A 13,724-nucleotide genomic window follows, 5' to 3' on the forward strand; every position below is an offset into this window, starting at 1 on the left:
CTCGGTTCAAAACTCTCATAATATCCATGCTACTATATGACGATGATGGACATAGCAATCAAAATGACAACGAGATAATAAATAATCCAAAGGACAGATAATGAGTCAAGTGCAACCCCAAACATTAGTGGCAGGTGCCAATGCACCGTTACCAACTGACAATATCAGTATTCGTATCTTGAGCCAAAGCGCTATTGACTGCGCAGCGTATCGCCTAACCACAGATGGCAAGGTACGCGGCGATGGCGATATGATATTTTATGGACAGACCCGTAGCGATGATGGCAGCGTTAGCTTTCGTGGTCACGATAGTGATGGGTTTTTTGATATCAACTTACCTGCACAACCTACGAGTATCGAAAAAATCGCTTTGGCGTTCTCTAGCGCGCAGGCATTGGCCCAAGTTGGCGACGTGGATATTCAAGTCCTACAAGGCAGTCAGGTACTCATGAGTTGCCAATTGAGTGCTGCTGGGCGTAACGAAAAAGCCATTATTTTGGCGGAGTGCTACCGTCGTCAGGGTAGTTGGAAGTTTCGTTTTATTGCTCAAGGATTTGAAGGTGGGTTAAAACCGTTGTCTGAACATTTCGGAGTCGAAATCGCAGATGAGGCACCAGAGCAGCAGCAAAACCCTGTACAAAATCAGTCGCAACCGATCAATACGCAGCGACCTATCAATACGCAAAAAGCAGGCAACACCTCTCAAGCGAGTACTCCGCCACCGATTCCTACCAGTCCGTCGATTAATCTAAGCAAAATTACGTTAACCAAAAACCAATCGAGCATCAATCTTAAAAAACGCGATGACTTTGGTAAGATTTCAGTGAACTTGGACTGGAACCAACGTCCAGAGAGTAACAAGTCAGCTCCCAAAAAAGGCATCCTAGGAGATCTATTTAAACAGCATCAAGCGAGCGGTATTGATCTTGATGTTGGCGCGATGATTCATCTAAAAAACGGTGAAAAAACCCTGATTCAAGCGTTGGGTGACCGTTTTGGTAGTCTGCAAACAGCGCCGTATGTGTGCTTGCGAGCCGATGATAGAACGGGGCAGGTGAGCGGCGGTGAGTGGCTCGATATCAATGGTCAGCAGTGGTCACAGATTGAAGAGGTGTTTATTTTCGCCTTTATTTATGAAGGCGCGCCAAACTGGGAAAAAACCGATGGTGTTGTGACCATTCATGTACCGGACCAGTCACCGATTGAGACCCGTCTAACAGAAGGGGCTGGTAACTTGCCGATGTGTGCAATTGCGCGTTTGGTCAATCAGCAAGGCAGTATCAATGTAGAGCGCATCAATCAATACTTTAAAGGCCATCAAGAAATGGACAAAGCCTTCAACTGGGGTTTTAGTTGGAAGCGTGGACGTAAGTAATGGCTTGAACCATACTACTCGAAAACCCCCTCGTTGCTACAAAAGCGACTGGGCAAATAAGAAACCCCGTCTGTGAATAGACGGGCTTTCTTATAATAAAATGAGTCAATAAATCAGATAAATTATTATCCAATCAAAATATCAAGTCAATTATGCATGTGGTGTGATAGCAGGCATCAAGTCATGGAAGGTACGACCAGAGGCAGTTTCACCAATCGCGTGCATTTTCCATTCGTTGTTATGACGATAAACTTTTGCCATTACCATCGCGGTATGTCCACCTTGTGCTGACAGATTATAACGTGCTACTTCGCTATTGTTGTTGGCGTTAACAATACGGCAAAATGCATTCTCTACCGTTTCGAAGGTTTGACCGGTAAAGCTATTGACCGTGAATACTAGAGAGACCACATTGGCAGGGACTCTTGAGAGATCGACGTTGATAACTTCATCATCACCATCGCCATCACCAGTACGGTTATCACCTGTATGGACGATACTGCCATCTTTTGACTTTAGCTGACTGAACCAAATAGCGTCAACTGCTTGTTTATTGGCATCGAACATAATGCATGAAGCATCTAAGTCGATAGAGTCGCCGCCACTACCGCCGCCGAATAGTTTGCCTAAAAAGCCACCTTTTTTATCTTGTGGACCTTGAGCGACATCCCAGCCCAGACCCAATTTAACCTGAGTCAGATCGCCGCCAGCTTCTTTGCTTAGGGAGATTTTCTGCCCTTTTTGTAGACTAACTGCCATGTGAGTATCCTTATAATAATTATGAGTAAAAACTGCGAATAAAAACGTGATTAAAAAATGCTATAAAATATTATCTAAAAATCCGCCACCGCCGCCGCGTCCACCTGAGCTACTGCCTAGTACGCTCTGTAACCAACCTTGATAGCTATCGCGATTGCGCGAACAAATAATCACTTTGCCCGTTCCTGAAAAGTTCAGAACCATACCTTCGCCACTGGTTACAGAGTTGATGATATTGCTCATAATGCCTTTTTTCTTACTGGTCGAAACGGATAGCTTATACTCAAGGTTCGAGTCCCAGCAAACGACATGACCGTTATCAATAATGACATCTTTGTCTGGCGTCACCTCAATCTCAAACAGTGAGCCAAAGCCAGATACCACGACCTGTCCTTGACCTTGGGTCTGCATGACCATGAAGCCACCAGTATCCCCAAATACCGCACCGCCCAGATTACGCTGAATATTGGCTCTAATATCGACACCTGTCTGCGCGGCAACAAACGCACCATCGCTGAGCGTATATTGTTGTTTGCCGACCTCGATGATTTGCATATCACCATCTAGCGTAGGCGCGAGCAGACAATCGCCTTCACCATTGACCGCTTCAATCTGCTGCTGAAACAATGATTCATCATTGGCGAAACGGCGCATGAGTGACTGCATAAGTCCACCTTGGAGTTTACCTTTTAACTCAAGGTTAGACTCCATCATCACCATTGCATTGGCTTCACAATATATCGAATCGCCTTTTTTGAGATTACAGTGTAAAAAAGGCTCAATAGTACCGATCAAACTGAATGTTGCGGACATGGGTGGCAAATCCTTATTCTAATATCTTTTTTAAGTAGCTTTTTAGTCAGCCAATTAAATTTAAAGCCATCAAATGCGTTAAAAGGGCACACTTGATGGCTCATAATTATCGCAAACAATCACCTGATTGCGATAATTGGCTGGTCAGACGTTTACATTATTTCGATATTATACGTTGACGCCATAAGAGGCTGCTAGTGGTCCAAGACCACCACTGAAGCCTTGACCAACAGCACGGAATTTCCAGTCACCATTATGACGATATAACTCGCCGAAGATCATAGCCGTTTCAGTACTACCATCTTCTGATAGGTCGTAACGAGCGATTTCAGATTCGCCATTATCATTTACGACACGGATATAAGCATCGCCAACTTGACCAAAGTTTTGGTTACGTGCCTGACCTTCATAAATAATGGCACAAATGGCTACTTTGTTTACATCAGATGGGATGTTAGCAAGATTGATTTTGATTTTTTCGTCATCGCCATCGCCTTCACCAGTGCGGTTGTCACCAGTGTGCTCAACAGCGCCATTATCTGATTTTAGGTTGTTAAAAAAGATAAAATCTTGGTCATTACGGACTTTTCCTGCTTCATTGATCAAAAAGCCAATGGCATCTAAGTCAAACTCTTGACCGTCAGTTGCGCGTGGATCCCAGCCTAGACCGACTGTAATGTTAGTTAAACCTGGCGCTTCTTTTGATAAGTTTACGTTGCCGCCTTTTGTTAAGCTAATAGCCATACAAATATCCTTTGGATTAATAGTTAAGTGGATTAATTATAAAAAATAAATTAAAAGTTGTGCAGTGACTGATATATCAGCCAGAACAGCAAAAAACTGAGCTGTACGCTATATGCTGTATATCATTACGTTTTACTATACTAAGCGTTCGCTCACTAAGCAAGGCGTATTTTGTGCGCTTACTATATGCTTACCAAGGGACATAATAACCCTGCAAACTTGATACTTTTTAATCATCTTAGCAATAGTGGATAAGATATTGTTATGAAAAGTAAACGTCTAATCTAAGCACATATACATGTCGTGCTTATTCTGCAAAAACTGACCAACCAGTTTCTTGCACAAAACGCTCTAGCGCTTTTAATCCAAGTTTAGAGTTGCCTATATGATCAAGCCCTGGTGACCATACCGCGATAGAGCCTTTACCGGGCGCTATGGTCAAAATACCGCCACCAACGCCACTTTTACCAGGTAAGCCCACACGGTAAGCAAACTCTCCAGAACCATCATAATGACCACACATCATCATTAGTGAGTTAATACGCCGTGCTCGGTGTTCATTGATCACACGTACTCCTGAGTGCTTATCAACCCCATTAGAGACTAAGTACAGACCGGCACTGGCTAACTGTTGGCAATTCATGGCAATCGAGCATTGATGAAAATAGGTACCTAATACATTGTCCACCTCATGTTTTAGACGACCAAAGGATTTCATAAAGTGTGCTAAAGAGGCGTTTCGGTCTTTGTGCGCCATCTCAGACGCCGCTACTTTATGATCAAAGCGAATTGACTCGTCATCTGCAATGAGGTGAACAAATTGAAGAATCTCACCCAATGTCTCTTTGGGTTTATGACCCATCATAATAGCATCCACTACCGCAATAGCGCCGGCATTGATAAATGGATTGCGTGGGCGCCCAGTCTCATGCTCGAGCATCACAATTGAGTTAAAGGGGTCACCAGATGGCTCACGACCAACGTGTGTCCACAGCCCATCACCTAACTTGCCAAGACCAATAGTCAGGGTAAATACCTTAGAGATACTTTGGATTGAGAAGAGTGTACTAGCATCTCCTGCAGTATAGAGCTGTCCATCGGGGGTAGCGACTGCCATACCAAACTGGTCTGCATCTACATGTGCCAGCTGAGGTATGTAGTCTGCTACTTTTCCGCGATCGGTTTCAACTGCCATTTCTGCGGCGATATCATCAAGAATTTGCTGTATATCAATCATGAGGTCTTATTTTTGTCGTATTGTTGAAGGATGAGGCATTTGGTAATGAAGCGGGGTGCCTATAGTCAAGCGCTCATCATACAGAATGACGTACTCGTAGTATACGCATACATGAATAAAGGATGGGGTTATATCGCGCTAAAAGTGACGAAAAAAAGCAGGTCATACCTGATGATATGACCTGCCTAAATGCGTAACAGTAGATACAATACTAATAATCTGTCTTAGTTTAAGCTTGCTCTTTCAGCTTTGCGGTGCTGCAGTGATGCCAGCAGCGCCCAACCGATAAAGGCAATACCAATAAGACCAGTAATAATCTCTGGAACATGGAACTTGACTGACAACAACATGATGAGTGCCAAGGCACCGATAGCGTAGTGTGCACCATGCTCAAGATAGATAAACTCATCAAGCGTGCCTTTGTCCACTAAGAAGATAGTCATAGAACGTACGAACATCGCACCAATCGCAAGACCCAGCATGATAACGATAACGTCATTGGTAATCGCGAATGCGCCAATCACACCATCGAAACTGAATGAAGCATCAAGGACTTCTAAGTATAAGAAACCAATGATACCGCCTTTCATAATAGCGCTGGTTGCAGCTGCACCTGAGCCATTCTCTTCGTTCTCTAAGTCGGCTTCAAGGTCACCCTCAAGCATACCTGATACGACTTGCACACCAAGGTATACCAAGATACCCCAAACACCAGCGATCAAGACAGCACTTGATTGCTCAGCAGAAGCCCACGATACGGCAATCATCAAGACGATAAGCGCAACAAACACACTCATAGCATCAACTTTGCCAAGCTTTGCTAGGCGGCTCTCAAGCCAATTAAACCAATGTACGTCTTTGTCATCAAATATAAAGTTCAAGAAGACCAGTAATAAGAATATACCACCAAATGCTGATATTTCAGCATGATGTGCCATCAGTCTGGCTGAGTACTCTTGAGGGTTGTTCAATGCCAAATCGATTACTTGCATCATACCAAGGTCAGCAGTAACAGCGACGATGACAATAGGGAATACCAAGCGCATACCGAAAACTGCGATCAAAATACCAACGGTCAAAAATATCTTTTTCCAAAACTCGTCCCAGCCTTTGAGGACTGAGGCGTTGACCACCGCGTTATCAAAAGACAACGAAATCTCCATGACGGCCAAAATAGCGGTAATCGAGAGCGTGGCTATCAAGCCGCCCATACCGCCATGTGAATATCCCCACCATGCTGCGATTGCCAACGCAATTGCGGTAAAGATAAAATCTAAATAAAAATGTCTCATGACACATCCTGTCTGGTTGCGTAAAGCTGGTCTAGTATAGACACAAGCCGCAAAAAAGTGGCTATTGCTAACCACTTTTTATGCATAATTTTAAACGAAACGTAAAGCATTACTAGTCATTTGAGCATTAAAAATTGTGACTATTTGCAACGATGATTGCTCTACGTTTTGGACGTGATATTTAGGACCGATGAGGGTCTAAATGCCAATATAGATACGCCTTTAGATGTCGACACCATACTGCTGACACATTGCTTGTAGGCCACCTGAGTAACCTTGACCTACTGCGCGGAATTTCCATTCACCGTTATGGCGATATACTTCACCAAATACCATTGCCGTCTCAACAGAATAGTCTTCTGCCAGATCAAAACGAACCACTTCAGTGCCCGTTTCTTCATTGACTACGCGGATAAAGGCGTTTGCCACCTGACCAAAGTTTTGACTACGAGCAGCCGCGTCATGGATGGTCACAGTCACAACCACTTTGTCTACGTCAGCAGGAACTTGAGTTAGGTTGACTTTGATGACTTCATCATCGCCGTCGCCTTCGCCAGTACGGTTGTCACCAGTGTGCTCGACCGCACCATTGTCAGATTTGAGCTGATTGTAAAAGATAAAGTCGTGATCGCCGCGTACTTTGCCAGCACCATTTAACAAAAACACACTGGCATCAAGATCGAATTCGGCACCAGAGGTGGCGCGTTCATCCCAGCCAAGACCAATAAGTAACTTGGTTAAATTTGGATCCGTCTTTGTGAGTGACAGATTGCCGCCTTTGTTGAGTGATAAAGCCATAATGTTATCCTTGTTATTAGAAGTACTATGAAATAAAAGGCGATGGTTACGCTATATCTGCGCAAACCCATCGCCTAGTAACGCTCTATCATAACAACAAAAAATGACCCAATCAAAGCCGATTGGGTCATGGTTATATTTCATATACATAGAGCAAAAAACTTACGTTTCAGACAGTTATGTGACTACTGCTCATTGCTCCACTCACATAAAGAACCTTCGTATTTGCTACATTATAGACTCTGGCGATGACGAATCTCAAAGCTCTGATGAATTGGCTTTTTGATATTAAAATCAAAGCCAATGGTTTTTTGCGTAATATCGACGATATCGTAGCGCTCTATCAACTGCTCATCTAGCTCAAAGCGCGTGAAGTTATTAGAAAAGTATAAGACGCCATCGGAGGTCAGACGATTCATCGCACGATTGATTAGTGCGGCATGATCCCGTTGCACATCAAAGGTACCTTGGAACTTTTTAGAGTTTGAGAATGTCGGCGGATCAATAAAGATAACGTCGAATTGCTCGGTATTGTCTTTGATCCACTCAAAGATATCAGCCGCGACGAATTGATACTTGTTGCGGCTAACGTCCAGACCATTCAATACAAAGTTTTGTTTGCCCCAATCTAGGTAATTCTGTGACAAATCAACGCTGGTGACTTTTTTAGCGCCAGCGAGAGCGGCATGGACACTAGCGGTACACGTGTAAGCAAATAGATTGAGTACGGCTTTACCGCGACTGTTGTCTTTGATGCGTGCGCGCATATTACGGTGATCGATGAACAAGCCTGTATCTAAATAATCGGTAAAGTTAACATAGAGATAGGCACCATCTTCACGGGCAACATGAAACTTGCCACGTTTTTCAGTGGTGTTCTGTTTGCTGTACTGATCATTACCTGACTGGCGTGCCCGTGTTTTGATAAAGATTTGTTCGCGGTTAATATCAAACACTTCACGAATACCCATCAATGCCAAGTTGAAGCGCTTTTTGGCCGTCTCAGGTGGGATAGTTTTTGGCGGTGCATACTCTTGTACATGGGCGTAATCACCATATAAGTCGATAGCTACTTTAAAATCAGGTAAATCAGCATCGTATACACGAATGTTACTCACGTTGCCTTTCTTGGCAAGCTTTTTAAGTTTGCCAAGATTCTTTTGTAGACGATTAATAAAATCCTGTCCTTCTTCCACTTCGATTTCACGTTTCTCAAACTGACTGACAAGGTGGCCTGTTTGCCCAGAGATCAGTGTTCCATAGCGGAAGTAAACCGTGATCGCACCATTATGGCAGCGCAGAGTACGCGGCTTTTTGATAGGGAGTATATCTACTTGCTCAACGCGAGACGCCAGGATGCCGAGCATTGGGTCGATACCGCTACCAGCAAAGCTGTCCTGAATAATAAGCCCAATCGCTTGGTATAACGGTTTAATCATCTCCTCATCACCCAAACGCTCACCATAAGGTGGGTTAGTGATGATCAAGGGGTTATTCAATCGACCGTCATTGACCAGTGGTTTTAGCGTGCTGCCCAGTTGATCAAGGGCACGGGTTTCGATATCGAGTAGCGGGAGTAAGTCTTGTAACCCTGCGGCAATTAGATTTTTTTCGGTGGCGATGATTGCGCCATTGTCAGCATCAAACCCTAGCATCAGTGGCAAGGTATCTGGTTGCTCATTAGCAATATCTAAGGCATCACGAAAGCGTGTCTGAGCATCATCAATCATCTCCTGCCATAGCGTCTCATCATGATGCTGCCACTCATAAAAGCCAAATTGATTAGCAGCTTTGTCGATACCCACAGCGTAATCGCAGTGCATGAGTAGTGCTTCGATCAGAAACGTCCCAGAGCCGCACATAGGATCGATCAAGGCATTGTAATAAGGCGCGTTGCCTGCCTCGTTTTTCTTATGCCAGCCCGCACTATAAAGTAGGGCGGCCGCTAGGTTTTCTTTTAGTGGGGCTTCTGTCATGGCCACACGATAACCGCGGCGATGCAAGCTGGTGCCTGACAAATCTAGATACAACTCGGCTTGCTTGTCATTGATGGTCGCAAAAATAGAAAAATCTGGGTTTTTGCTATCGACATTAGGGCGGCTGTCGTAAACTTCGTTGAAAGTGTCTGCAATAGCGTCTTTGACACGTAGCATCGCAAACTGCTGGCTCACCGCGACACGTTTATCGACAGACAGACGAATCGCAAAGGTTTGCTCCAAGCTAAACTGCTCTGTCCAATTGACCGATTTTGCCAAACCATAGAGCTGCTCTGCCACATCATATTCTGCGTTAATGTTTCGACGTTTGATGAGCATCAATACTCGTGAGGCGACACGCGACCATAGGCAAATAGTGTATAAGTCACGCAAGTTGCCAGTGACGGCAAGACGTCCCGTACTCTTGATATCGCTCTCAATACCAAAACTGGTCAGCTCAGTCTGCAGCGGTGCCTCAAGCCCATCGGCACAGGTAATGATAAGATCAAGCATCAACTCTGGTGTAACGGTTGCTGGAGATGCGGGGGCAGTTTGTTCGGTCATACGGATACCTGTGGGCTAAATTGACAAAAAAGCAAATAATAAGAGGGACGGTGTAACCCGCAATTTTACCATAATTCGTGGTGGGATAGTTCAAAATGAGGACGTACCTATATGATCAAACCCATAGAATCTGATCAAACATATCACGTTATGTGTCTATAGACGTCACATGTCTACTTATATGTTGCTAAAGGTCACTCTTCTGGAACCACTTGGGTAGTAGTGGCAAAAGGTTTGGTCGCGATAGGGTAGTCAACGTCTTTTGGCATAAGCAGGCGCATATGCGGGTAGGGCGTCGAGATTTCAGCGGCATCAAAAGCAACTTTGATCTCTTCTTGCAATACTTCTTTGATTTTGGGTATACGTGCAACCGCTGCTGGTTTTACCCAAAAACGCACAATAAAAAACACGCCATACTCACCAATTTCGGCGACTGTGGCGGAAGTCTCAGGACGATTGAGCACCGCATCGGTATTGCTGAGCACTTGCAAAATCTCTTTGCGCGCCATCTCGATGTCGTCTTCGAAGGCAATACGCACACGTATATCAAAACGGATGAAATTTTTGGAGGTTAAATTGATCACCTCAGAGGAGGCAACGTTGGAGTTTGGGATAATGACCGTGATATTGTCTCGCGTCAGGATATGGGTTGTGCGTAAAGCAATGAGTACCACGCGCCCTTCGTTATCATTGATATGAATCCAGTCGCCAACCTGAAAGGACTGCTCTAGCAAAATCGTAATACCTGCAATAAAGTTGGCAAGGGTTGACTGAGCTGCAAAGCCGACTGCTAAGCCAACAATGCCCAAACCAGCAACCAATGATACGATATCAAAGCCAAATTGTGCCATCACGCTGGCAAGACCGAGTACCAATATGAGCACCGATAAAATATTTTTGAGCAGCTGCTCTATCGAGGCGTTGAGACCGTAATGCTGCAATACTTTATGAATGATTTGACCTGATGATGCCCAGAGCACGTAGTAAATACCAGCCCAAGTGCTCGCTTTTACTGTGGCTTTGATCGTTTCCGGTTCAAAGTTTATTTGACTCATGATTGCAATCAGGCTCGCCACAATCCACACGTAACGTAGTGTTGAGCGAGCGATTTTGGTACGGCGCTCGTTCAAATGAATTTTGGCTCTGCTTTGTCTCAGGATATAGTTGGCTAACCAATAAAAAAAACCCAATACTGCAAGCAGTATTAGGATTTTGATGCCAGTACTTGTCAGCTCTACCGCCTGAGAGGACCAATTAAGGGATTCTTCATCTATGGAGCCACCCAGAGCAAGGTAGAGGCTAGTATGCAGGTCACGAATGATCTCTTTAAAAAAGTCGGTAACACTGGCGATAGGCATTGTTTCATCCATACAGGGTGTGTTTGTACAAATTTTTATATATGAGGTATCTACTAATAAGTTACCTCAAGTGGTCAAAGCAATCAAATATATTACTACTGAGCATGACTTATATCTAAAGATGCTGCTCATGACTACATAGGATTGTTTGGTCATCAATTAAAAATTGTCTTCCTGAGTGTCTTGAGACTGATATGGAATTTTCATTTTATCCTGAACATCACGCAGCGCCGTACGTAGTCCCTCTAGTATCGTAGGATGATAAAAAGGCGTGTCTAACAGTTGTTTGATACACAAGTCATTGGTAATCGCAGTGGCTAATATATGACCGATATATTCAGCATCAGGACCGACCATACTAGCACCCAAGATTCTATCGGTTTTTTTGCACCCATAGATATGTAGCAATCCGCAATTGACACCCATCACTCGGCTACGGCCCTGATTGTCAAAGCTCACGCTACCGATAACAAACTCAAGCTCTGAGTCGTTTTGGATTTCTGGTAATGACATACCGATATTGACGATTTGCGGTGAGCAAAAAACAATAGAAAAAGGCGGGGCAGGTGGACGGATATATGCGTTTTCTGTATTTTCGCAGACCATATTGCCTGCACTATAGCCTTCGTCACTAGCGACATGTAGCAGCGGAATATTGGCATTGGCGTCACCGACAATATAGATATCCAAGTCACCAATTTGCCCCGTCTTTTTACTTAAGTCTTTTGGACGGTTTTTATCATCAAGCTCAACGCCTAAGTTCTCGACTCCGAGCTGCTTGATATTATTGCGGCGACCAGTAGCGACCAGCACATACTCACCTTGCCATCGCTGAGATGTGCCTGCACTATCCTCATATTCGATAAACGCACTCGTGTTACCGCTATCTGATGTTGTACCGACATTGTTGATGGTGCTTCCCAAATGCATGGTGAGCTCACTACTCAAGCAGTCGATGGCTTTGTGGTTAATATCCTCATCTTTGAGACCAGCTACTTGCTTGACTCGGTTTAGGAGCGTGACCTCAACGCCCAAACGCGTGAATGCCTGCGCAAGCTCTAGACCGATAGCGCCAGCACCGACGACGGCCATAGATTTGGGCAAATCTGTCAGCTCAAAAACACTATTAGAGGTGAGCATGGTATCGCCAAGCTTGTCTGCCCAGCCATCAGGAATAAACGGTGAGCTACCTGTCGCCACAATGATTTGTTCAGCTGAGATGATCTCGTCATTTACCTCAATCAATCCATGCTCATTAATACGAGCACGTCCATCGATTTTTTTGTGATCGGGCCAGCTGTCTACTTGTTTTTTGATGTAGCTGGCAAAATGACTGCGCTCGTCACGCACACGCTGCATGACCTGCTTGCCGTCAATTTTTGCTGTTGCATGAACACCGAACTCGCTAGAGTTATTGGTATCATGTGCGCGATCAGCCGCCGCAATAAGTAGCTTACTAGGCATACAACCGACTGCGATACAAGTTGTTGTCCAAAACCCTTCATTGATAATGACGACGTCGTCCTTTATTTTGCTCGCTTGGCGAAAGGCATTTTGACCTGCGGTACCAGCGCCAATAATGGCAACAGAAACGTGGCGTGTGATGTTATGTGGTGCATTATCAGTAGTATCAGACGGTTTGTTCATATTATTCTCTAGTAGGAAGGGTTGTAGTAGCAGTGCGTTTTATTGGCCAAGACCTTTATATTCAAGCGGTCATCATGTTTATGGATAGTGCGTAACTGCTGATTAAATGGCTCAGCTTATAGATTATGGTGCTAATATAGTCAGTAAGCGACTGGTGTAGTCTTTGGCACGTAGGTTTCGCTGCGCATGAGTCAATTGACTGTCTTTATCAAATACAAATGCAGAGCGCACCAGACCTAGAGTAATCTTGCCATACATATTTTTTTCTTTAATAACTTCAAAATACTGGCAGAGCTGCTCATCAGTGTCACTGATAAGCGGGATTTGTAGATCATACTTGTCGATGAACTTTTCGTGAGACTCGACGCTATCACGAGAGACACCAATGATGTCATAACCTAAATCATCAAATTCGTGGAGATGAGCGGTAAACTCAGTCGCTTGAGTAGTACAGCCAGGGGTGCTGTCTTTTGGATAAAAATAGAGAATAAGACCTTTGTCCGTATTGGCAACCATCTCTTTTAGACTGATTTCATCATGGATGAAGTTACCAGCGAGCTTGCGTACTATTGTTACTGGAAAGTCAGGTAGGTCGATGGTTTCTGTGGTTGGCTTGGCCATTGTAAAATCCTTGTTGGTTTTGATTATATGTTGGTTTTATTTATCGTGTTCTTATTATAGGCAGATTAATAGAAATAAATAATCAGTTTTACACTTTGCTCATTCATTGCCAACAAAAAAGACTGGCAATGGCCAGTCTTTTGTATATCAAATAAGTAGTCGGTTAAGCAGGTTTCTGTGGCTGCTTCAAATCCAATCCGACCGTACACTGTTGCAAGTCTTTTTGCATGGTTTTTACATAAGGCAAGCCAGAGGGATCTTTTTTATCTTTTGCGTAGCTTTCGATCTCCCACATCTGACCAATCGTCATATTACTACGCACGCCGATAGTACAATTACACAGTTTAGTAGCGTCGTTTTTACTAGCAACTTTATATTTGACTGCGCCATTGACACAAGAGTTGATATTATCCTGCTTGATATCGGTAGCATTGGCTTGTGGCATGGCAAATACGGCAGCCAAGGCTAGGGGTAATACTGGCAATAACTTCATAAATTTCCTCTTACAGGTAGCGTCAGTTTTGTAGATTTGGTATTCAG

The 13,724-nt window shown here is 44.1% G+C and carries 12 protein-coding genes; 1 reads left to right on the forward strand and 11 read right to left on the reverse strand.

All coding sequences use genetic code 11. From position 1 onward, the window contains the following. Window positions 1–100 precede the first annotated feature (100 nt). Complete coding sequence (locus tag AC5JP1_RS01740; protein WP_493842881.1) at window positions 101–1,375, forward strand: TerD family protein; 1,275 nt, start codon at window positions 101–103, stop codon at window positions 1,373–1,375. A 150-nt stretch (window positions 1,376–1,525) separates the two neighbouring features. On the opposite strand, the gene AC5JP1_RS01745 is transcribed toward AC5JP1_RS01740, so the two are convergent. The 11 genes from AC5JP1_RS01745 to AC5JP1_RS01795 form a co-directional block, all read right to left on the reverse strand. Beyond that, window positions 1,526–2,134 carry a TerD family protein gene (locus tag AC5JP1_RS01745; RefSeq protein WP_319050553.1) on the reverse strand — a complete coding sequence of 203 codons (609 nt, stop codon included), beginning with the start codon at window positions 2,132–2,134 and terminating at the stop codon, window positions 1,526–1,528. 60 nt (window positions 2,135–2,194) lie between these two features. Beyond that, window positions 2,195–2,947, reverse strand: coding sequence for a TIGR00266 family protein (locus AC5JP1_RS01750; RefSeq protein WP_319050552.1), 753 nt, complete (start codon window positions 2,945–2,947; stop codon window positions 2,195–2,197). A 168-nt stretch (window positions 2,948–3,115) separates the two neighbouring features. Further along, a complete protein-coding gene (locus AC5JP1_RS01755; protein ID WP_319050551.1) occupies window positions 3,116–3,691 on the reverse strand; it encodes a TerD family protein in 576 nt (191 codons plus the stop codon). 307 nt (window positions 3,692–3,998) lie between these two features. Beyond that, window positions 3,999–4,928 carry a glutaminase gene (locus AC5JP1_RS01760; RefSeq protein WP_493842882.1) on the reverse strand — a complete coding sequence of 310 codons (930 nt, stop codon included), beginning with the start codon at window positions 4,926–4,928 and terminating at the stop codon, window positions 3,999–4,001. Between the two features lie 224 nt (window positions 4,929–5,152). Continuing rightward, complete coding sequence (locus AC5JP1_RS01765) at window positions 5,153–6,220, reverse strand: DUF475 domain-containing protein (protein WP_493842883.1); 1,068 nt, start codon at window positions 6,218–6,220, stop codon at window positions 5,153–5,155. Window positions 6,221–6,442: 222 nt separating this feature from the next. Continuing rightward, complete coding sequence (locus AC5JP1_RS01770) at window positions 6,443–7,018, reverse strand: TerD family protein (RefSeq protein WP_057760825.1); 576 nt, start codon at window positions 7,016–7,018, stop codon at window positions 6,443–6,445. Window positions 7,019–7,251: 233 nt separating this feature from the next. Further along, window positions 7,252–9,558, reverse strand: coding sequence for a bifunctional 23S rRNA (guanine(2069)-N(7))-methyltransferase RlmK/23S rRNA (guanine(2445)-N(2))-methyltransferase RlmL (rlmKL, locus tag AC5JP1_RS01775; RefSeq protein WP_493842884.1), 2,307 nt, complete (start codon window positions 9,556–9,558; stop codon window positions 7,252–7,254). A 194-nt stretch (window positions 9,559–9,752) separates the two neighbouring features. Next, on the reverse strand, window positions 9,753–10,928 hold the full coding sequence (locus AC5JP1_RS01780) for a mechanosensitive ion channel family protein (RefSeq protein WP_493842885.1): 1,176 nt from the start codon (window positions 10,926–10,928) through the stop codon (window positions 9,753–9,755). A 147-nt stretch (window positions 10,929–11,075) separates the two neighbouring features. Further along, window positions 11,076–12,563 (reverse strand): dihydrolipoyl dehydrogenase, encoded by a 1,488-nt coding sequence (locus AC5JP1_RS01785; RefSeq protein WP_493842886.1) that lies wholly within the window; start codon window positions 12,561–12,563, stop codon window positions 11,076–11,078. 123 nt (window positions 12,564–12,686) lie between these two features. Beyond that, the gene (locus AC5JP1_RS01790; RefSeq protein ID WP_493842887.1) at window positions 12,687–13,184 is read right to left on the reverse strand and encodes a peroxiredoxin; all 498 of its coding nucleotides are present in this window, start codon (window positions 13,182–13,184) and stop codon (window positions 12,687–12,689) included. Window positions 13,185–13,347: 163 nt separating this feature from the next. After that, window positions 13,348–13,677, reverse strand: a complete 330-nt coding sequence (locus AC5JP1_RS01795) for a hypothetical protein (RefSeq protein WP_319050543.1) — start codon at window positions 13,675–13,677, stop codon at window positions 13,348–13,350. Window positions 13,678–13,724 lie beyond the last annotated feature (47 nt).

The sequence above is a fragment of the Psychrobacter sp. H29 genome (genome assembly GCF_059073055.1).

What these genes read in the sequence shown, in the direction of transcription:
- AC5JP1_RS01790 (WP_493842887.1), bottom strand. Translation starts at nt 13,184, where the DNA reads ATGGCCAAGCCAACCACAGAAACCATCGACCTACCTGACTTTCCAGTA.
- AC5JP1_RS01770 (WP_057760825.1), bottom strand. Translation starts at nt 7,018, where the DNA reads ATGGCTTTATCACTCAACAAAGGCGGCAATCTGTCACTCACAAAGACG.
- AC5JP1_RS01765 (WP_493842883.1), bottom strand. Translation starts at nt 6,220, where the DNA reads ATGAGACATTTTTATTTAGATTTTATCTTTACCGCAATTGCGTTGGCA.
- AC5JP1_RS01755 (WP_319050551.1), bottom strand. Translation starts at nt 3,691, where the DNA reads ATGGCTATTAGCTTAACAAAAGGCGGCAACGTAAACTTATCAAAAGAA.
- AC5JP1_RS01785 (WP_493842886.1), bottom strand. Translation starts at nt 12,563, where the DNA reads ATGAACAAACCGTCTGATACTACTGATAATGCACCACATAACATCACA.
- AC5JP1_RS01745 (WP_319050553.1), bottom strand. Translation starts at nt 2,134, where the DNA reads ATGGCAGTTAGTCTACAAAAAGGGCAGAAAATCTCCCTAAGCAAAGAA.
- AC5JP1_RS01795 (WP_319050543.1), bottom strand. Translation starts at nt 13,677, where the DNA reads ATGAAGTTATTGCCAGTATTACCCCTAGCCTTGGCTGCCGTATTTGCC.
- AC5JP1_RS01740 (WP_493842881.1), top strand. Translation starts at nt 101, where the DNA reads ATGAGTCAAGTGCAACCCCAAACATTAGTGGCAGGTGCCAATGCACCG.
- rlmKL (WP_493842884.1), bottom strand. Translation starts at nt 9,558, where the DNA reads ATGACCGAACAAACTGCCCCCGCATCTCCAGCAACCGTTACACCAGAG.
- AC5JP1_RS01760 (WP_493842882.1), bottom strand. Translation starts at nt 4,928, where the DNA reads ATGATTGATATACAGCAAATTCTTGATGATATCGCCGCAGAAATGGCA.
- AC5JP1_RS01780 (WP_493842885.1), bottom strand. Translation starts at nt 10,928, where the DNA reads ATGGATGAAACAATGCCTATCGCCAGTGTTACCGACTTTTTTAAAGAG.
- AC5JP1_RS01750 (WP_319050552.1), bottom strand. Translation starts at nt 2,947, where the DNA reads ATGTCCGCAACATTCAGTTTGATCGGTACTATTGAGCCTTTTTTACAC.